The organism is Bacteroides sp. 4_1_36 (genome assembly GCF_003466325.1).
GTDB lineage: Bacteria > Bacteroidota > Bacteroidia > Bacteroidales > Bacteroidaceae > Bacteroides > Bacteroides uniformis.
In genome coordinates this window covers 62912-82725 of record NZ_QSOX01000012.1, presented here as the reverse complement: position 1 = coordinate 82725, position 19814 = coordinate 62912, and the positions used below count along the sequence as shown (strand labels likewise).

Genomic DNA, 19814 nt, shown 5'->3' with positions numbered 1-19814 from the left:
ATTTTCCGTTTTCCATTTTCCATTGGTTTAACGTTTACTCGCGTCGAACAAGCTTTTCTTTTCCTCTGTAGTAAGGCTTTCGTATCCCGATTTCTTTAATTTGTCGAGAATGCGGTCTATCTCGTCGGATTGGGCTTTTTTCCGTGCGTTGTAATCATAATCTTTTTGTTTGCCAGTACCGTAGTGTACTTTCATTTTCGGCTTTCTGGGTTTGAAGCTGACGATGGAAACTAAGGTATCCAGACATTTGTTTATCCATGAGGTCAGGTCACTACCTTTGCTGAGGCTGGCGGCAAACCATACCCCTGCCAGCGCACCTCCTAAATGTGCGATGTGTCCACCGGCATTGCTGGAGGTGATGAACAGTAAATCGGTGCCTATAACGATGAGTGCCAGGTATTTCAGCCGGATGGTTCCGAACAGCAGTAGCCGTATCGGATAGTTGGGCTCGCGATAGGCGGTGGCGGCTACAATGGCAAGTACAGAGGCAGAAGCACCCAGCATGAAAGAATAGTCTGTCATGGGACGGAAATACGGGAAAATGTTATAGGCGGCCATATAGAGCAGACCGCCGCAAATTCCTCCCAGAATGTATACACCCCGGAGATGCTTTGCAGAGAAGAAACTCAGGAACAGTGCACCGAACCAGTAAAGCCACAGCATATTGAAAAGAATGTGCATGAATCCTGCATGCATGAACATATATGTCAGTAGTGACCATGGTTGCAGGATGAAGCGTATGACTGATGCCGGCAGTTCCAACCATTCGAATACGCCTGCTATGCTCCGGTTGAACAACTGGAACATGACTTCGGTTAGCGTAGTAAGTATGAATACCGCTACATTGATGTAAATCAGTTGGATATAAATGTTCCCCCTACGGAAGGTTTCTTTCAAATCAGTTATAATAGTAGCCATTTCCTCTGTTCTTTTTTCTCCAGTACATAATCAGGATAAAGCCGAATACCATACCACCCAGATGTGCGAAGTGAGCCACATTGTCTCCTGCACTGTTTGCAAATCCGGCATAAAGTTCAATCAAGGCATATCCGATAACAAAATATTTGGCCTTGATGGGAACCGGTAACGGGAAGATGAACATTTGCTGGTTGGGGAACAACATGCCGAATGCCAGCAGAATGGCGTATACTGCTCCCGAAGCTCCCACGGTAGTCATCATATTGAGATATTCCTCCATCGGGATGATGGCCATGCCAGTATTTACGCTGTCATAGGCGGAAAGTACTGTCTCATAATGAATATACTGTACCACCTCCTGGATAATTCCGGCTCCTATACCGCACACCAGATAGTAGAACAGAAATCGTTTTGGCCCCCATACCTGCTCTAAAATACGTCCGAACATCCATACAGCAAACATGTTGAAAAATATGTGCGCGAATCCGGCGTGCATGAACATGTATGTTATCAATTGTGCTGCATTGAAATCTTCGGCAAGGAAAAAATGCAATCCCAGATATTGGGCGAGGTCGATGCCGTAGCTTTGGGCGACAATGGTGCCCAGAAACATCAGCACATTAATGATTAAAAGGTTTTTGGTTACAGTAGGTATAGTATTCATAATCTGTTGTTTCAATTCATTTTACAGTTCAAAAACAGTTGTCTGTTTTTGCTTTCTCCGGCAAAAATACGAATAAATTCTGTTCTATAACAGAAAAAGCAGATTCTATTCCTTCTTTTTCGTTGTTTTCCAATATTTTTTTAATGTTTTTATTTGATATTCAGAAATATTGCTCTATTTTTGTGGAGGTTTGTGATGAAAAGTAAAAATATCTTTTGTGTAACATATTAATTAATTTTAAGCATTATGAATAAGGCGGAACTTATTAGCGCTATGGCAGCGGAGTCTGGTTTGTCAAAGACTGATTCAAAGAAAGCATTGGATGCATTTATCGCGTCAGTCACTAAGGCAATGAAGGCCGGTGATAAAGTATCATTGGTTGGTTTTGGAACTTTCAGTGTGGTGGAAAGAGGAGCGCGTATGGGTATCAACCCCTCTACTAAAAAGCCTATCGAGATTGCTGCAAAGAAAGTTGTTAAATTCAAACCAGGTACGGAATTGACAGCTGAATAAGAACAGTATACTCAACATACAAAGAGGGGACGTTTTACAAAGAGCGTCCCCTCTTTGTATGTTGAATATCTTGTGAGGCCATAAAAACAAGCCTGCTTGTTTTGTACTGATTTCGGTTTACGCTATCTTTGCACGCAGGAAAATACATTTGAATCATGAATATAGAACAGAAACTGGTATCGTCCGTCATCGGCGGACTGAAAGCGCTTTACGGACAGGATGTTCCTGCCGCACAAGTGCAGTTGCAGAAAACCAAGAAAGAATTTGAGGGACACCTCACGCTGGTTGTATTCCCTTTCCTCCGTATGTCCAAGAAAGGACCGGAGCAGACGGCCCAGGAAATCGGTGAATACTTGCAGGCAAACGAGCCTTCGGTTGCAGCATTTAATGTCATCAAGGGCTTCCTGAACCTGACCATTGCCTCCTCTGCGTGGATAGAATTGTTGAATGGCATTCATGCGGACAAGCAGTACGGTATCGTGGCTGCTACTGACAACTCTCCATTGGTGATGATTGAGTATTCTTCTCCCAACACCAACAAACCGCTTCATTTGGGCCATGTACGCAATAATCTTTTGGGAAATGCGCTGGCTAATATAGTGGCTGCCAACGGTAATAAGGTAGTAAAGACAAATATTGTCAATGACCGTGGAATTCATATCTGCAAGTCCATGTTGGCATGGCAGAAGTACGGGAATGGTGAAACTCCCGAATCATCCGGCAAGAAGGGAGACCACTTGATTGGCGATTACTATGTTTCCTTCGACAAGCATTATAAAGCGGAAGTGAAAGAACTGATGGCCAAGTTCCAAAGCGAAGGCATGAATGAGGAAGAAGCCAAAGCCAAGGCGGAAGCTGAATCTCCTTTGATGAAGGAGGCTCGTGAAATGCTGGTAAAGTGGGAGGCCAATGACCCGGAAGTACGTGCGCTCTGGAAGAAGATGAACGACTGGGTGTATGCAGGTTTTGACGAGACTTACCGTATGATGGGTGTAACTTTTGATAAGATATATTACGAATCAAACACGTACCTCGAAGGTAAGGAGAAGGTAATGGAGGGCCTGGAGAAAGGCTTCTTCTACCGGAAAGAAGATGGCTCTATATGGGCAGACCTCACGGGTGAGGGGTTGGACCACAAGCTGCTGTTGCGTGCGGACGGTACATCCGTCTACATGACGCAGGATATAGGTACTGCCAAACTCCGCTTTGCAGATTATCCCATCGACAAGATGATTTATGTGGTAGGCAACGAACAGAATTACCATTTCCAGGTATTGTCCATCCTGCTCGACAAACTGGGCTTCGAATGGGGTAAAGGGTTGGTGCACTTCTCTTACGGTATGGTGGAACTTCCCGAGGGCAAGATGAAGAGCCGCGAAGGTACAGTAGTTGATGCTGACGACTTGATGGCGGAGATGATTGATACAGCCAAGGAAACCAGCAATGAACTGGGTAAGCTGGATGGTCTGACAAAGGAAGAGGCAGACAATATCGCCCGTATCGTTGGTCTGGGTGCCTTAAAGTACTTCATCCTGAAAGTGGATGCCCGCAAGAACATGACATTCAATCCAAAAGAGTCCATCGACTTTAATGGTAATACGGGACCGTTCATCCAATATACTTATGCACGTATCCAGTCTGTTCTCCGCAAGGCAAAAGAGGCCGGTATCGAAATCCCTGCCCAGTTACCTGCCGGCATTGAACTGAGTGAGAAGGAAGAGGGACTGATACAGATGGTTGCCGACTTTGCCGCTATTGTGAAGCAGGCAGGTGAGGATTACAGTCCGTCCATCATTGCAAACTATACGTATGACCTTGTGAAGGAATATAACCAGTTCTACCATGACTTCAGCATTCTGCGTGAGGAGAACGAAGCAGTGAAGGTATTCCGCCTTGCATTGTCCGAGAATGTAGCCAAGGTGGTACGCTTAGGTATGGGATTGCTGGGAATTGAGGTGCCGGATAGGATGTAAACATTGTACTATAAAAGAATAAGCCCGAGGATACTTCTTCGGGCTTATTTTTTTATAGTGCAATATTTATTCTTGTGGTAGAAATAATAGAAGTTTAAATTATCGTCTCCTTTCTCCCATTTTATACGTGTAGACTAAGTCCTATTTTGTCTTGCTTGTTTTGGCAGTTGCCTTGGCGGTTGTTTTAGTCGTTTTCGTTGCTTTCACCGCCTTTGCAGTCCGCTTAGACTTGCCCGTATCCTTGTCGCTTTGCAGTTTCACAATTTCCAGACAAGCCTGAAGGTTCAGGTCTTGAGGGATGATGTCTTTAGGAATCTTGTAGTTGCTGCCTTTATAAGCGATGTAAGGGCCATAGCGTCCATTCAGGATTTCCAGTTCCGGTTCTTCCTCAAACTTCTTGATATGTTTCTGGGCTTCTGCTTCTTGTTTCTTTTGCAAAAGTTCAATAGCTTCTTCCAGCGTAACGGTCATCGGGTCCATTGTCTTGGGTAATGAGGCATACAAGCCGTTGTTCTGGATATAAGGTCCGAAACGTCCCGCACCTACGACTACATTCTTGCCTTCGTACTCTCCGAGAGTACGGGGAAGTTTGAACAGCTCCAGCGCTTCTTCCAGCGTAATGGTCTCGATGGACATTTCTTTTTTCACCTGAGCGAAACGGGGCTTTTCCTCATCTTCGGCAGTACCTATCTGTGCTACTGGGCCGAAACGTCCGATTTTTACAGACACTTGCTTTCCGCTGACGGGGTCTGTTCCCAGAATCCGTTCGCCTGCCTTGTGGGCGGTTTTCGCGGCAAGTGTGTTTTCTACTGAAGGATGGAATTTTTTATAGAATGTTTTCAGAATGGCAGTCCATTGCTTGTCACCTTCGGCTATTTCGTCGAATTGCTTTTCGACGCTCGCTGTGAAGTTGTAGTCAAGGATGTCCGGGAAGTACTCTATCAGGAAGTCATTGACCACAATACCGGTGTCTGTCGGCATCAGTTTTGACTTTTCGGCTCCGGTGATTTCTGTATGGTTGTTGTCCGTTATTTCATTACCCTGCAGGTTAAGCACATTGTAGGTGCGTTCTTCACCAGCTTTTTCTCCTTTTATCACGTATTCGCGTTGCTGGATGGTGGAAATGGTAGGAGCATAGGTAGACGGACGTCCGATACCCAGTTCCTCCAATTTGCGCACAAGGCTTGCTTCCGTGTAGCGGGGAGGGTGTTGGGTGAAACGTTCGGTAGCGGTGATACCTTCATGTTCGAGCTTCTGTCCTTTTTTCAGAGGGGGCAGTAGGCGTGCCTCATCTTCCTGGGTTTCTACGTCATCATCGTATGATTCGCGGTAGACACGGAGGAAACCGTCGAATTTCACCACTTCGCCGGTTGCAGTGAAAGTCTCCGTCTCGTTGCTGATAGCAATGGTTACGGTTGTCTTTTCCACTTCGGCATCTGCCATCTGCGAGGCGATGGTACGTTTCCAGATGAGGTCGTACAGCTTTCTTTCCTGTGGGGTACCTTCTATCTTGGCATTCTCCATATAGGTGGGGCGGATAGCTTCGTGGGCCTCTTGCGCTCCTTTGGTCTTGGTGGCGAAGTGGCGGTTGTGTACGTAACGTTCGCCCATCAGGTTGGAGATGGTTTCACGGCTGGCGTTGACGGCAAGTTCGGAAAGGTTGACGGAGTCGGTACGCATGTAGGTTATCAATCCGGATTCGTACAGACGTTGCGCCACCATCATGGTCTGTGCCACGGTGAAGCCCAGTTTGCGGGCAGCCTCCTGCTGCAAGGTAGAGGTGGTGAACGGGGCTGCGGGAGTTTTCTTCAGCGGACGGGTAGTGATGTCGCTGATGGTAAACGTGGCTGCTTTACAGCTCTCCAGCAATTTCCGGGCTTCTGCCTTTGTCTTAAGCCGGTGCGCCAGTTCGGCTTTCATTTCCACTGTTTTGCCGTCAGTGTCCGGAACGAGGAATACGGCGGTAACACGGTAGGATGCTTCGGTCTGGAATGCATGTATCTCGCGTTCGCGCTCTACAATGAGACGGACGGCTACGGACTGTACACGGCCTGCAGAAAGGGCAGGTTTCACTTTCTTCCACAATACCGGTGAAAGTTCAAAACCTACGATACGGTCCAGGATACGTCGGGCTTGCTGGGCATCGACCAGGTTGATGTCAATGTCACGGGGATTTTCTATCGCTTTCAGGATGGCACCTTTGGTGATTTCATGGAAGACGATGCGTCTGGTGTGTTCCGGCTTCAGTTTCAGCACTTCGTACAAGTGCCATGCGATGGCTTCCCCTTCGCGGTCCTCATCGGAAGCCAGCCATACGGTTTCTGCCTGCTCGGCTTCTTCTTTCAGCTGGGTTACGATTTTCTTTTTATCCGCCGGTATCTCGTAATGCGGTTTGAAGTCTTTGTCTACGTCAATACTGAATTCTTTTTTCTTCAAATCACGTATATGGCCGTAGCTGGAAAGGACTTTGAAATCTTTTCCAAGGAATTTCTCGATGGTTTTTGCTTTCGCCGGAGACTCGACTATGACAAGGTTTTTCTGCATAAATTTCTGTTTTTTAGTGACTCCCGCCACTGAATTCGCCCGCAAAAGTAGGAAAAAAAGATTCTTCCCACCTTATAATATAAGGAGAATTTAGCAAAAATGACCTTTTTTGTTCAATTTAGAGCTCCGGCTTGTGCTGCCCCTATTAAAAGAGGAAGCTTACTCCGCCTAAGAAACTAAGACCTTCTGAAGGGTATCCCCAGTAGTACTGGTAATCTTTGTTCAGCAAGTTGTTCACGCGCGCATACACGGAGATACCTTTGAAGAGTTCGTAGCTGCCGTTCAGATAGAGATTGCTGACGGGGTCCGCCTTGTTGCCCTCCACGCCCTGGCGTGAGATGTGCTGATAGCCGATGCCGACAAGCAGTGGGGAGATGGGGCGTACCTTGAGATTGAGATTGCCTTCTACGGCCGGTTTGAAGCTTACTACGACATCAGAACCGTCTGAGTCCGTTGTCCAATGGCGATAGACGGCATTGGCGGCGAGATAGAAAACATCCTTGTAGTTGTAGCTCAGGTCGGCTCCGGCGTAGAGGTTCTTGGTATCTTCTGTGAGGTAAACATTGCTTATCCCGTCGGACTTGACAGTCGGAGTGTCAATCAGGTCGTTTTTCAAATCTTGATATCCGCCGTATAGGTTGAACCACAATCCGCTGACCGGGCTTGCCTTGAAGCCGATGGCTGCGTTGAGCTGTTCGTAGGTATTGTCAAGCTGCTGGTTTGTAATGCCATAAGGCGTAATGGTTTCCAGACGGCGGAAATCGTTCTGTAGCCGTCCTCCCTTACCTTGTGCGTAGAGGATGTAGCTGTCCGAGAAGATGTATTGTATTTCTACGTCGGGAGCGGCGCGGAACTTCTTGCCGAAACCGAAAGCCAGGTCGACGTGTGCGCCGAGACGTATTTTCCAGTCGTCATTCTGAAAGAGATAGTATGGATTGAAGTCTACGTCGGTGTGATTCTCGAAACGTCCGTCGCTGTAGAATGTGTTGTCCATGGCAAAAGCCATGCCGATGGTCTGCTCATCGGAGATGGAACCGGTGACATCGGCTTTGGTGCGCACGATATTTTCTTTGATATTGCTCACCATGAGGTCGTGTTGGCGCTGGTAGACCAACAAATTGGTTTCGGCACGGAATTGGAGAGGCATATCGTCGCTCGTGGAACTTACCCCGAAATGTACATCACCCGAAACGAATTTCTGCTTGTTGCTGACGAAGTCGGGCAGGAAGTTGAAATTGCTTTGGTTGAACTTTCCGGCAATATTCAAATCGACTTTGCTGAAAGCATGTACATAATCCATGGCAGCATGGGTACGGTAGTAGAATGAATTCCACTTCCCGCCATTATCCGGCAAGTCCAGTTTGCCATCCATGCCATCCATTGTGAATGTTAGGTTGAGGCGGTCTTTGGGGGATAAGGAGAAGAGGTAGTTGGCGCGTACATCGAGGTTACCGTAGTTACCGTATCCCAAGCGTACATATCCGGGCAGCGCTTTCGCCTGCGTCTCTTTTCCGGTATAGGCTTGCATGATACCTGCCGGGATATGGGTTGCCGGCATCAGGGTGGCGTCATATTCCACCGCCTTTTTGCTGACGGTAGGAGGTTCCACCCTGGGAAGCACGTTCACTTTGGAGGCGTCCATGATGTCCGGATTATATTCTTGTTCCACGACTACCGTACGGTTCATGGTGGTGTCTTGGGGTTGTGTCTGGGCTTGTGCTCCCAAAGAGAGGGAGACAAGCATAGTTCCTGCGAGGATATATTGTATCTTTTTCATAATGTGCTATATTTCTTACTTCAATTTCTCCAGTCTTTCGTTAATCATGCTTGCTATATCGTCATCGGCCTGGTAGTTCTGCTGCAGGCTCAATAGGTATTGGCGTGCATCGAGCTTCTTGTCCATGGCTACATATACATCAGACAGAAGGATGAAACTGCGTGCCAGCCAGTAGGCATGCGGTGTGCTCTGGTCGATGAAATTAAGGATTTCCTTTTCTGCAGAGGCATAATTACCGGCGTTGTACCATTGTAATGCCACCAGATATTTGGCTTCGGCTCCATAAAGGGTACGGGTGTCTTTGGCCAGCAGCTGAAGGTCATCCATTGCCTTCTTGTCGGCTTTCTGGTTGAGGTATGCCTTGGCACGGTAGTACAATGCCTCGTTCCGGAGCTCCGGAGACAGCTTGGCTTCGGCAAGCAAGGCTGTGGCGGCGTTGATGACTTCCGCATCATCATGCATCAGTGCTCCACAGCGCAGTACACCGATAGCGCCAAGCTGGCGGCGCTCTGCCGTGGTGGCTTTGGCCTGCAATTTCTTGTAGTCGGCCAATGCCAGGTCATATTGCTGGCGGTTGAACAGAATTTCTCCATGCATCAGCAAAGCCTCTTCAGAATATGGGTTATCGGGGTATTCCAGCAGTTTTCCGGCATGTTCCAATACCGCCTCGTCATCTTTCTGCTCTTTGCCTATGACGCAGAGGTAGTAGTGTGCATTCAGGCTGAAAGCGCCTCCCGGATAACTTTGCAGATAGCGGGTGAAGCTCTCTTTGGCAGGTGCGGCTTCGCCTTTCATATATACTTTTTCGGCAGCGATGTAAGTCAGCGAGTCTTGCTCACTGGGTTCGAAGCGGATTTCTCCCGGCATCTGGGCGGCGAGGGCGGCAAACTCGTCCACGCGGTTGGCATCTACGTAGATGGACTTTAAGTCGCGCATGGCAAGGCGGGCTTCCTCGCTTCCGGGATATTGGGTGACTACATGTTTGTAGGCTTCTATGGCACGGTCATAGTCGTCGTTCTGGTAGTAAAGCAGACCGATTTCGGCGGCGGCTTTACGGCTGACGGGACTCTCGGGATACTTGCCGAGCAATTCGCGGAAGGCGGCGATAGCTTGGGGGCTGTTGTTGCTCTGTACGTAGGAGCGCCCTTTTTCGTAAAGGGCATTGATGGCATAAGGCGAATTGGGATATTTGACGGCAAGGCGGTCCAGTAAAGTAACCTTTCCGGAATAGTCTTTTTGCAGGCCGGCTACAAGGGCCAGCTGATAGTAAGAGTAGTCTCCGGCAGGTGTTCCCAGACTTTCTGCTTTTGTATAGTATTGCTTGGCCTCGTCGAAGCGGCGGACGTGCAGGTTGCAGTCACCGATACGGTTGTAGGCATCTGCCAATGCGGTCGGGTTTTCACCTTTCTCCAGTTGGACAAAGTTGCGGAAACGGTTCTCTGCCGTCGAATAGTCTTTCTGGTGGAAAGCGATGTAGCCCAGGTTATAGTAGGCAAGGGCAAACATTTCCGTATCCCTCTGCCGGGTGAGTGACAGATATTCGTTGAAATTGCGGGCGGCTTCTCTCATCCGGTTCAGGCGGTAATAAGACTCGCCGAGCCAGTAGAGGGCGTCTGCCTTGGTCTGGAGGTTGTATTGTCCCAGCGTGACGCTTTGGTTGAAGTAACCGATGGCTTGCTCGAACTGCGTGTTGGCAAAAGACTGGGTCCCGAGTTGGAACAGAATCTTCTGCTTGGCTTCCAGAATGGCTTTGCTGGGATGGGAGATGCGGTCGATGGATTTGAGTGCGGCATCGTAGCTGCGTGTATTCATGTACACTTCCACCAGGTAGTTGCTGACTTTCTCGGCATAAGGAGAGTTTGGAAATTCGTTTAGGAATTTCTCAAAGACGGTCACCGATTCGCCGAAAGCGGAATAGGAGGTCTCGTGAATGCATAAGGCGTAGTTATAGGCGGCTTGTTCCTTGATTTTCGGGTCGGCATTGGAAGCGGCAGCCTGCTCGAAGGCCATACGTGCCTTGGTCTTGTCGGCCAGTTGCAGGTAAGCCAGTCCCATGTGCAGGTAGGCATTTTGGGAGAGAGCGTCGTTCTCGGTAGTCACTTCGCCAAGGATGGCAGGAACTTGGGAATACACGCCGCATTGATAATAGGACATACCCAGCATGTAGAGGGCATCTCTTCTATGAGTGGCAGATTCGGCATTGTGCTCCAGGTATTGCTCGAAGGACTTTATGGCTTCGTGATATTTCCCGAAATGGTATTCGGCTGTACCGAGGATGCGGTTCAGCTCCGCCGTGTGCGTGTAGCTCAGACCGTCGGGGTGGGCCGACAAAGCATTTTGCGCTACAATTTCCGCCTTGTCGTACTGTTTCTTCAGCAAGTAGATTTCGGCGATGTAATAGGGGACCAGGTTCTTGTACTTGGCATTGTCCTGCAGAGGCAGGAAACCGCTGAGCGCTTCGTCATACCGTCCTTGGGTATATCGGATATAAGAGATGTAGTAAGCACAGTCCGCTGCATATTTCCTGCTGGTGCTGCGCAGGGTCTCGAACCAGATGGCTGCTTCCTTTACATTGCCCGTCTTCAGATAGCAGGTGGCAAGGCGGTAGGTCATGTCGTCACGCTCCTCGGTACCCAGAAGGTCGAGGCGGGCAGAGTTGAACATGGCGAGGGCATCGTCATAATTGCCTTCGAAGAAATAGGAGGAGGCGATTAATGCATAGATGCGGTTGGCATGGGGAGTATCAGGATATTCGTCCAGAAAGGCGCGGAGCAGGTCTATGCTTTTGGGGTCTCTGAGCTCGTATGCGGCGCATACCAGCATGTATTCCGCTTCTTGCCGCTCGCCGGTATCGGGCAGAGGCTTGCCGTCTGCATTCATCTGGCGTACATAGGCTTGCAACGGGGAGATGGCGGCAGCATAGGCCTTTTGCTGGAACAGCGTTTGTCCTTCCTGGTAGAGTCGCTTGGGAGAAGTACTCTTCTCGCTTGTTTGTGCTGAGGCGAGTAAAGGTGCGCAACAGAGTGCTGTGCACAATATTCGGGAGATTTTATGTTTCATCTTCTTTTGTTAGAATAGGTATTTTACAAAAATACGGGTTTTAACCCGGAAATGTTACACTTGTTTGGCTTTTTTAGGATATATACCATAATAGGAACGAATAATCATTCACTTTTGTTCTTCCGTATGTCTTCCAGGAAGATACCCACTCCTTTGCGGATGGAGCCGAGTCCGAACTCTTCCGTACGGATATCTTTCAAGGGGAGGAAGAAGAGGTCTGCCGCGTCGTCCATCGCCTCGAAGTGCAAGGTGTCCTCCACCGTACAACGGAAAAACATATCCAGCGTGTGTACGGGGAAGCCGGAATAGATGTAAATATTGGGTAGGGAGAAGAGATATTCGGCCTTTGCCACCTTCATGCCGGTTTCTTCTCTTACTTCGCGGGCAACGCCTTCCTCACCGGTCTCGGTCATGTCGATGAAGCCTCCGGGGAGGTCCAGCGTCCCTTTGGCAGGCTCTTTGGCGCGGCGGCACACCAACAGCTCGTCGCGCTCGTTCAGTATCAAGGCGACGGTGGCGGAAGAGGGGTTGAAGTAGTAGACGAAACCGCAGTCGGCGCACTGCTTCGACTTCTCGTTATGAACTTCGAAATGGGCTGAACCGCATTTCGGACAATATTTGAATTGCGAAAGTGGATGTTCCATGATATTTTAACCTTTGTCCGGGGGACAAAGATAATGGAAACCAGGTGTAGAATGAAAGGAACAGAGTGAATTTTTCGTATCTTTGGCGACTATAAAACCATATCGGATGAAAGATTTTGCTGCCATTGATTTTGAAACGGCCAACGAACAGCGTACCAGCGTTTGTAGTGTAGGAGTGGTTATCGTACGTGATGGAGAGATTGTGGACCATTATTATAGCCTCATCCGTCCCGAACCGGAGTATTACACTTATTGGAATACCCGCGTGCATGGTCTGACGTTGGCAGATACCCAGGATGCTCCTATCTTTCCCGTTGTGTGGCAGGAAATAGCTCCACGCATTGAAGGCTTGCCATTGGTAGCGCACAACAAGGCCTTTGATGAAAGCTGCCTGAAAGCTGTTTTCCGTACTTACTGCATGGATTATCCGGATTATGAGTTTTATTGTACTTTGCAGGCATCACGTCGTGCTATAAAGGGATTGCCTAACTATCAGTTGCATACAGTGGCTGTTTGCTGTGGCTATCAGTTGGAACATCATCATCATGCGTTGGCTGATGCTGAGGCTTGTGCATGGATAGCGAAACAGGTCATATAAATAAACAGAGGAGACTTGTCATGAAGCCTCCTCTGTGGAATTGTTTGTTTCCTTGATAAAACTCTATCAGTTTATCCTAATGGATTTTCACCTTGGTCACCATCATTGCCGCCGCCTCCGCTTTCGTTTCCTCCGGGATTTTCTTCATTGTCCGGCACGATTTCAGAGCCGGTTACCAATCGTGTGATGCCCGATTGTTTCATCATGTTCTTCAAACGTTGTCCCGGCACGAAAATCAGTTTCTGGCGGTAAACGACATCAGCCGTTACAGACTTTGCATCCTCCTGGCTTTTGCCGTTCAATCCCGGTCGGAGGCTTCCGAAGTCTCCCAGCCGTACGGTTGCACCGATGCTGGCATAGGTGCAGAGTGCGTCAATCATACCGTCCAATACGGCTTTTACGATACCTCTTGGCACCATCCCTTGACTGGTCACCTGGTCGCATAATCTATCAAAGTCAATATTTGCTACGGAATAAGAAGCAGCTACATACTTCTCGGTTTTGGTACCAATGCCTACCATTCTCTTTTTTACTACATAACGAAATGCCATAATGTTTTTTGTTTTTAATGGTTGTTACTTGCGGTTTCGTTCACTCGTCAGTTAGCGAGACCTGTTTCTTTGTGACCACGGTGCGAAGTTACAACACTTAAAAACGGCATGGTGCTTTAACGGGACTGAACGACTTTTTTTAACGTTGTATTTAGCCATTTGACGACATGGAAAGTCCTATGCTATAACCTATTGCCTATATTTAAAAAAAATGGGTGATTACATAAAATAATAATTTTGTGATTCTCCATCTGTAATCAAGTACAATCCATTGTCTGTAAACTTGATGACTTTGGGTTTGAATGTGAGTTTCTTCAATGCCTCTGCCAAATTGGATGGAATGTTTTTGTAATATACTCCGTTTTTGCAGCAAGCTATCATCCCGTAATTGGTAATATAGGCATAGTAAACCTCTTCGTATAGTTCTTCGGCTTTCAGTATGAAATTTTTGATGGTTTCATTTGAATAGCTGTAATGCTTGTCCGTGATAACTACCCATTCTCCTCTATCATTGAAGCAGGCCGAAAGAATATTGTCGTCTCTTAAATCTCCTGTACGATACTGCTCCAGTTTTTTGAGAAATTTCTCTGGGTGTCCAAGCGCCCAATACCCTGAACCGCCTAAGATAATTACATAGTTGCCATTTTCAGTGATGTTGATGTCTGTTATTTCAGAATTGCTACTGTTAGCTTCTTCTATACGTTTCTTAAGCCTGCTGGGAGTACTGCCGGTGTAGGCATATCCACTATTCCCATACACTCCTACTCCTGCTCCATACATAGTGATTGCTCCGGTACGGCATTTCCCCCATTTGTTGATGGCTTCTGTGATGTATGACATGTATGAGCTGGTCGGTAAATTTATATAGCGAACAGTACCGCTATAGGAAAATGGTTTTGAAACGGTTCTGGTTCTGGCTGGAAGAACCGGTTCCGCTTTTTCTTTACAGATATAAGAAGTACCGGCTATCAATTCATTTCCAATCCATTTTCCTGACTGAATGGTGTGTGCCGTAATATCAAAGTAAGCGCCGTATCCATTTCTTTCACCATCCTTCCAAGGGCCGAACCACATATCCCCATTTTCCCAGATATGAATGCCGTATCCGTGGCGTTGTCCATTATAGGTTTCTCCCCAATATTTATTCCCGTTTGTGTAGTTTGTCCGTTCGAATATTTGTCCGGGGTATTCCTTGGCTTCTATTTCATAACTGTAGGGGCGGAGCAGCATATACGGTTTTCCGGTGTTTCGGTTGTATTTTACACCATTTTCAGAGCCATTTTTAACTATTATGTCATCTTCTTGAATATAGATGAATAAAGTGAATTCTGAGTTTTTAGTAAAGCCAATTTTAATATTATCTTCTTTGACTTCTACCCTGAATCCATTTATTTCATCATTTTGGGTTTGTCCTAGAAAAGCCTCCCCTCCTATTGTTTTTCCCCACTCTACCGTGCTATTGCGAACAGATTCATGCATGCTTTTCTGTTCACTTTCCGAAGGTGCAGTGTAGAATGGTTTATAGTCCGGTATCATTTTGAGGAGAGTATTCTGTCCGTTGAATCCCGCTTCTTCCAATCTTTCTATGGCAGCTTCTGCTATAGACTTCTGGAGTTCTCCAATGTCTTTGTTGAGAGCAGCCTTTTTGTACCAATATAACGCTGAATTCCCATCTTTTCTCAAGATGTTGTCTATGCCGTATTCATAAGAGATTGCAAGCGAAATCTGTCCGCTTGCATTCCCGTTTTTAGCTGCTCGTTTTGTCCATGCCATTCCGGCGGGGTAATTCTTTGTGACTCCTAACCCGTTTTTCAGTAAATAGGCTAAGCGGCTTTGTGCATAATAAGATTCCGGGCTATTATTGTGTTCGGCGGCTTTTTTATACCAGATAAAAGCCTCTTCATAGTTTTCTTTGTCTTCATATATGCGTCCAAGGTTCTTTTGTGGAAAAGCCCCATTTTTTTCAGCTGCTTTTTTATACCAATAGATGGCCGTTTCTTTATTTTGGGTTAAATTCCCCCAGCCATTACTATAGGCTGCACCCATATTGTTTTGTGCAGCAGGATTTCCTTGCTCAGCCGACTTTCGCCACCAATAAACGGCTTGTATGGTATCAGGTTTTATACCCCATCCCCTAAAGTAGCTCTGTCCGAGATAGAATTGTGCAATCGCGTTTCCATTTATTGCATCTGTCCTATAGTCCGCAGCATTCTTGTGGTTTTGCCCATAAATACTGATGGTAAATACTGCAAGGAATATGCACAATAAGTAATTTTTCATGTTTTTCATAAATTAAGAGTTAATCAATTGCATCCAATAAAATGAATGCAGCCCAGTAAAAGGGATCCTTATATTTTTTTATTTTCTTGAACTCTTTGGGCATAGGCTTTTTGCTCTGTTTTTCTTTTTGCCTGGCTTCTGACTGCCAGCGCTTGTCGGGAGTTGTTTCAATTTCAACTTCGTAGTCACGTACATACTTCTGGGCCTCGCGCAAAGATTCAAATTTGCTCTTTCCTGCGAGCAGATTCTTGTAAAACTGTGTCATCAAGAGTTGAGTAGCATTATCGTTCACTTTCCAGAGACTCATTAATAATGTGTTGGCTCCCGCTTTTTTGAAACCGCGCTGCAAGCCGAATACTCCGTCACCGGTTATTTCTCCCAGTCCGGTTTGGCAGGCAGAAAGTACTACCAGGTCTAACCCTCGTAAATCTAAACCGGCAAGCTCTTTGGCGGTGAGTATGCCGTCTTCTAATCCTTCCGGCAAAGGATTTCCTTTCAGTGCAATATTTGCTCCTGACAATAGCAGTCCTGATCGAGTCAATGCTTTGTCTTCTACGTAGCGTGATTGGTTATTGTCTCCCATCATCAAGAAATCAAGATCCTTTGTCTGTCTGGCTTCTGTTTCTGTCCAATAGAAACCATGAGTGGCGATATGTAGCATACTGATATTCTTACCTGATAAAGCTTTAAAAGATTCTTCTGTACCTCGTAAATCCATATATAAGGCTGGCTGAAGTCTCGTATTCTCTAGTGCTTGTTTAATTTGTTCAGCTTCTATCTTAGTGGCGGGAAGGTATTTGGCTCCGTCACGCAGGTTTAGGGAATCCGGATAGAAGGTATGTTGAATATTCAAGTCTCGAGGAATATCAGTATATTTTTTGTTTTCGACTACTAAAGCTGTTGTATCAGCATCATATTTAAGACCTCCATAGAGAACAGCTTCTTTAATATGGCTTTTGTCTTTTATCATAACCAATTGTCGCGTAGACGACAACCGATAGAAATTTATTTGTTCCGCTATAAAAGTAGAGTCGCTGCTTGGAAGGTGTTCTATGGCGATGTTATGGAGTCGCCCAGCAGGAGCAAAATAAACATTCTTTCTTTGTTTGGAACGGCAACTTTTTATTCTCAACTTTGCTCATTTAAGAGTCTGTTTAAAAACCAACTGAATAAAAGCTTTTATTACGCCAATGAACCTATTATTAGAGCGATTTTTCCCCTTTTTTAATCCCTACTTCCCTTTTTATTAATACTTTTGGGCGTTGTTTTTAATTCGTTAGACAGATGTCTTCTTTCCGTTAGACAATTATTGTTCTTTCGTAAGATGGACGTTTAACGAAACAGCAACAATTGTCTAACGAATTAAACTCGGTGCATCAGGACTTGTTCTTGCAGCATTGAATGAATAATATTGCCCAACTGATATTCTAAATTATATGAGTGCTTATTACGATTTATACCAGACCCCCAATCCTTCTCCGGAGGACGGTGAAGAAAAGCTGCTTCACGCCCGTATTCTTCCCAAAGGAACCATTCCTGCCGATAAATTCCGCGAACTGGTTCACAAGGCTACCGGTTTCAGCCCTGCCATTCTCGATGGCACGTTGCAGGCTATAACGGATGAGTTGCACAGTTGGCTGGCAGACGGATGGATAGTTGAAGTGGGCGAATTGGGATTCTTTTCGTTGTCATTGAAGTGCGACAAGGCCGTGGCGAATAAAAAGGATATTCGCTCTCCGTCCGTACATTTTCAGAATGTGAACTTACGTATCAGCAGTAGATTCCGCAACCGCTTTCAGACAATGGAGCTGGAACGGAAAGCATCTCCCTATATCTCTCATTCCAAATTGACATTGGAGGAGCGGAGAAAAAAACTGTTGCAGCATTTGAATAAGTATGGCTGCATTACGCGTACTGATTATGAACAGCTGACCGGAAAGGCGAAACATCAGGCGGTGGCCGATTTGAACCTATTTCTGGAAGAAGGTATTATTCGCAAATATGGTAGTGGAAAAACAGTGGTATATCTCAAGCCATGACAAGCAAGAGAGTTAGAGGAGTTATCACTTTGCTCCGCTAGGGGTTACAGCCGATACTCTTGTGTATGTATTCACAGAACTATCGGCTTTAACTCCTAAGCCGACTTGCCGGCTGATGACTCCTTCTGACTCCCGATAACTCCTTTAAACGAAAGAGCCGTGCGTATAAAAAGGGAAGAAACTTTTAGTACTGCCGATTTGTTTTTAACTTTGTCAATTGAAAACTAATAAAAACAAGCGTATGAATATGAAGGTTGTATCTATGTGCCTGATATGTGCCGGAGCTTTGTTGACCGGTTGTGGAAACGGCGGTAAAAAGGAAGCGGAAACTTCGGAGAGAAAGGAAAAAGAGGCCGTGGTTGGTAGTGATAAAGACGAACATGGTTGTATTGCTTCTGCCGGATATACGTGGAGCGAGGTGCAGAAAGATTGCATCCGTTTGTGGGAGAAAGGTGTCCGCATGAATGCAGTGGATGATGCCGGGAAGACTTTGTTCTTGGTGTTCAGTCCGGACTCTACGCAAGTGGAGTTGTTTTTCTCGGAGGAAGGTGTTTCGAACGAAATTCTGGACCGTCGAGGTCTGCCTGCCGGTGGATATGCCTGGAATGTGGAAGATGATGATACGAAAAACGTACGTCTGGAAGACGGTGAGTGGACGGTCAGCCAACGGGGGAGGCTCATTTATCAGGAAGATGCGAATGGTAAATAATATAAGAATATGGAAAATTTGAAGGCGTTGACAGAGGCTGTCTGCTGTGTAGCCCGTGAAGCCGGGCATTTTTTGAAGGAAGAGCGGAAAAGTTTCCGTCGGGAGGTGGTGCAGGAAAAACATGCGCACGATTATGTATCTTATGTGGACAAGGCTTCCGAGAAAAAGGTTGTATCTGCCCTTAGGAAATTGCTTCCCGAAGCCGGATTCATTGCCGAAGAAGGGTCTGCTGCCTATAGTGACGAAACGTATTGCTGGGTAGTGGATCCTTTGGATGGGACAACGAACTATATTCACGACAATGCTCCCTATTGTGTAAGTATTGCCTTGCGTGACAAGCAGTCGCTTTTGCTGGGTGTGGTTTATGAACCCTGCCGAGACGAGTGTTTTTATGCTTGGAAAGGAGGAGGAGCCTATGTGAACGGAGAACGGTTGCGTGTTTCGCTTGTCAGTGAACTGAAAGACGCTTTTGTGGTGACAGAGTTACCCTACAATTTCGAGCAGTATGCCCGTACGGGCGAACATTTGATACACGAACTTTACGGTAAGGTTGCAGGCATTCGCATGAATGGTTCGGCGGCGCTTGCCCTCTGCTATGTGGCTGCCGGACGTTTTGACGCTTGGCTGGAAGCTTTTATCGGTAAGTGGGATTTCTCTGCGGCTGCACTCATGGTGTTGGAAGCCGGCGGTAAGGTAACAGACTTTTTGGGAAACGAGAACTTTATAGAAGGGCATCATATCATAGCCACCAACGGGCCGCTGCATCCGTTGTTTTTGCGGTTGGTACGGGAGGCGCTGCCATTCTGATACGGTTCTTATTGCCTTATTACACTTTTTTATGGAAAACACATTTAAAGCCTGGTTCTTGTCCTTTGTCCATCTCTTCTTCCCGCGTCAGTGTGCTGTATGCGGGAGCTCTTTGCAAGAGGGAGAAGAGGGCATTTGCATCAGGTGTAATATGAATATGCCACGGACAAACTATCATCTTCGCGAAGACAACTCCGTGGAGCGTATGTTTTGGGGGAAGATACCTCTGGAACGCGGCACTTCCTTCTTTTATTATCACAAAGGAAGTGATTTCCGCCACATCCTGCATCAACTGAAGTATGGAGGCCGGAAAGATTTGGGAGAAATAATGGGGCGTTTTATGGCAGCGGAGCTGGCGGCTACCGGTTTTTTCCGTGGTATAGACGTAATTATCCCCGTTCCTCTACATCCCCGCAAACAAAAGTTGCGCGGATACAATCAGAGTGAATGTATAGCGCGCGGCGTTTCTGCCGTAACGGGTATTCCTATTGATGTGTCCTCCGTGCTGCGCAGAAGACATACGGAAACGCAGACCCGAAAGTCTGCTTACGAGCGTTGGGAAAATGTAGACGGTATTTTCCTTCTCCGCTATCCGGAACGCTTTGTGGGGAAACATATCCTTATTGTGGATGATGTACTGACCACCGGAGCCACTACAACTGCATGTGCCGATGCGCTTAAAGATGTGGGAGGCGTACATGTTAGTATCCTGACGCTGGCAGTGGCGGGTTCGTGAA

16 protein-coding genes are annotated in these 19814 nt (G+C 46.7%); 7 read left to right on the top strand and 9 right to left on the bottom strand.

The annotated features are described in order from the left end of the window. Nucleotides 1–27: 27 nt before the first annotated feature. Nucleotides 28–918 carry a rhomboid family intramembrane serine protease gene (locus tag DXD65_RS12795; RefSeq protein WP_117887704.1) on the bottom strand — a complete coding sequence of 297 codons (891 nt, stop codon included), beginning with the start codon at nucleotides 916–918 and terminating at the stop codon, nucleotides 28–30. Next, entirely contained in the window at nucleotides 899–1582 is a 684-nt protein-coding gene (locus tag DXD65_RS12790) for a rhomboid family intramembrane serine protease (protein WP_005830648.1), read from the bottom strand. The genes DXD65_RS12795 and DXD65_RS12790 overlap by 20 nt, the downstream gene beginning before the upstream one ends. Nucleotides 1583–1828: 246 nt before the next feature. On the opposite strand from DXD65_RS12790, the gene DXD65_RS12785 reads away from it, so the two are divergent. Together DXD65_RS12785 and argS are read left to right on the top strand one after the other, a co-directional pair. Next, nucleotides 1829–2095, top strand: a complete 267-nt coding sequence (locus DXD65_RS12785) for an HU family DNA-binding protein (protein WP_005830643.1) — start codon at nucleotides 1829–1831, stop codon at nucleotides 2093–2095. 155 nt (nucleotides 2096–2250) lie between these two features. Continuing rightward, nucleotides 2251–4068, top strand: a complete 1818-nt coding sequence (gene argS, locus DXD65_RS12780) for an arginine--tRNA ligase (RefSeq protein WP_117887703.1) — start codon at nucleotides 2251–2253, stop codon at nucleotides 4066–4068. A gap of 141 nt (nucleotides 4069–4209) precedes the next feature. On the opposite strand, the gene topA is transcribed toward argS, so the two are convergent. The 4 genes from topA to DXD65_RS12760 form a co-directional block, all read right to left on the bottom strand. Beyond that, nucleotides 4210–6612, bottom strand: a complete 2403-nt coding sequence (topA, locus tag DXD65_RS12775) for a type I DNA topoisomerase (protein ID WP_117878815.1) — start codon at nucleotides 6610–6612, stop codon at nucleotides 4210–4212. Nucleotides 6613–6757: 145 nt separating this feature from the next. After that, nucleotides 6758–8389, bottom strand: coding sequence for a TonB-dependent receptor (locus DXD65_RS12770; protein WP_008662591.1), 1632 nt, complete (start codon nucleotides 8387–8389; stop codon nucleotides 6758–6760). Between the two features lie 15 nt (nucleotides 8390–8404). Beyond that, complete coding sequence (locus tag DXD65_RS12765; protein ID WP_008662593.1) at nucleotides 8405–11449, bottom strand: tetratricopeptide repeat protein; 3045 nt, start codon at nucleotides 11447–11449, stop codon at nucleotides 8405–8407. 104 nt (nucleotides 11450–11553) lie between these two features. Then, on the bottom strand, nucleotides 11554–12093 hold the full coding sequence (locus DXD65_RS12760; RefSeq protein WP_005834443.1) for an NUDIX domain-containing protein: 540 nt from the start codon (nucleotides 12091–12093) through the stop codon (nucleotides 11554–11556). Nucleotides 12094–12199: 106 nt separating this feature from the next. On the opposite strand from DXD65_RS12760, the gene DXD65_RS12755 reads away from it, so the two are divergent. Further along, a complete protein-coding gene (locus DXD65_RS12755; RefSeq protein ID WP_005830635.1) occupies nucleotides 12200–12691 on the top strand; it encodes a 3'-5' exonuclease in 492 nt (163 codons plus the stop codon). Between the two features lie 71 nt (nucleotides 12692–12762). Here the strand turns inward: DXD65_RS12755 and DXD65_RS12750 are convergent, their stop codons facing one another. The 3 genes from DXD65_RS12750 to DXD65_RS12740 form a co-directional block, all read right to left on the bottom strand. Further along, a complete protein-coding gene (locus tag DXD65_RS12750; RefSeq protein WP_005830632.1) occupies nucleotides 12763–13242 on the bottom strand; it encodes a DsbA family protein in 480 nt (159 codons plus the stop codon). A gap of 219 nt (nucleotides 13243–13461) precedes the next feature. After that, a complete protein-coding gene (locus DXD65_RS12745) occupies nucleotides 13462–15531 on the bottom strand; it encodes a tetratricopeptide repeat protein (RefSeq protein WP_117887702.1) in 2070 nt (689 codons plus the stop codon). A 10-nt stretch (nucleotides 15532–15541) separates the two neighbouring features. Beyond that, nucleotides 15542–16654, bottom strand: a complete 1113-nt coding sequence (locus DXD65_RS12740; RefSeq protein ID WP_117887701.1) for a CHAT domain-containing protein — start codon at nucleotides 16652–16654, stop codon at nucleotides 15542–15544. Nucleotides 16655–16958: 304 nt separating this feature from the next. Between DXD65_RS12740 and DXD65_RS12735 the strand changes: the two genes are divergently transcribed. The 4 genes from DXD65_RS12735 to DXD65_RS12720 all read left to right on the top strand — a co-directional run bounded on the left by DXD65_RS12735 (nucleotide 16959) and on the right by DXD65_RS12720 (nucleotide 19813). Beyond that, nucleotides 16959–17561 (top strand): DsbA family protein, encoded by a 603-nt coding sequence (locus DXD65_RS12735; protein WP_005830624.1) that lies wholly within the window; start codon nucleotides 16959–16961, stop codon nucleotides 17559–17561. A 241-nt stretch (nucleotides 17562–17802) separates the two neighbouring features. Next, nucleotides 17803–18270: a hypothetical protein gene (locus DXD65_RS12730; protein WP_016272409.1), complete on the top strand. Its 468-nt coding sequence runs from the start codon at nucleotides 17803–17805 to the stop codon at nucleotides 18268–18270. A 9-nt stretch (nucleotides 18271–18279) separates the two neighbouring features. After that, nucleotides 18280–19077: an inositol monophosphatase family protein gene (locus DXD65_RS12725; RefSeq protein ID WP_005830618.1), complete on the top strand. Its 798-nt coding sequence runs from the start codon at nucleotides 18280–18282 to the stop codon at nucleotides 19075–19077. 31 nt (nucleotides 19078–19108) lie between these two features. Beyond that, nucleotides 19109–19813, top strand: a complete 705-nt coding sequence (locus tag DXD65_RS12720) for a ComF family protein (protein ID WP_005830616.1) — start codon at nucleotides 19109–19111, stop codon at nucleotides 19811–19813. The last annotated feature ends 1 nt before the right edge of the window (nucleotide 19814 follow it).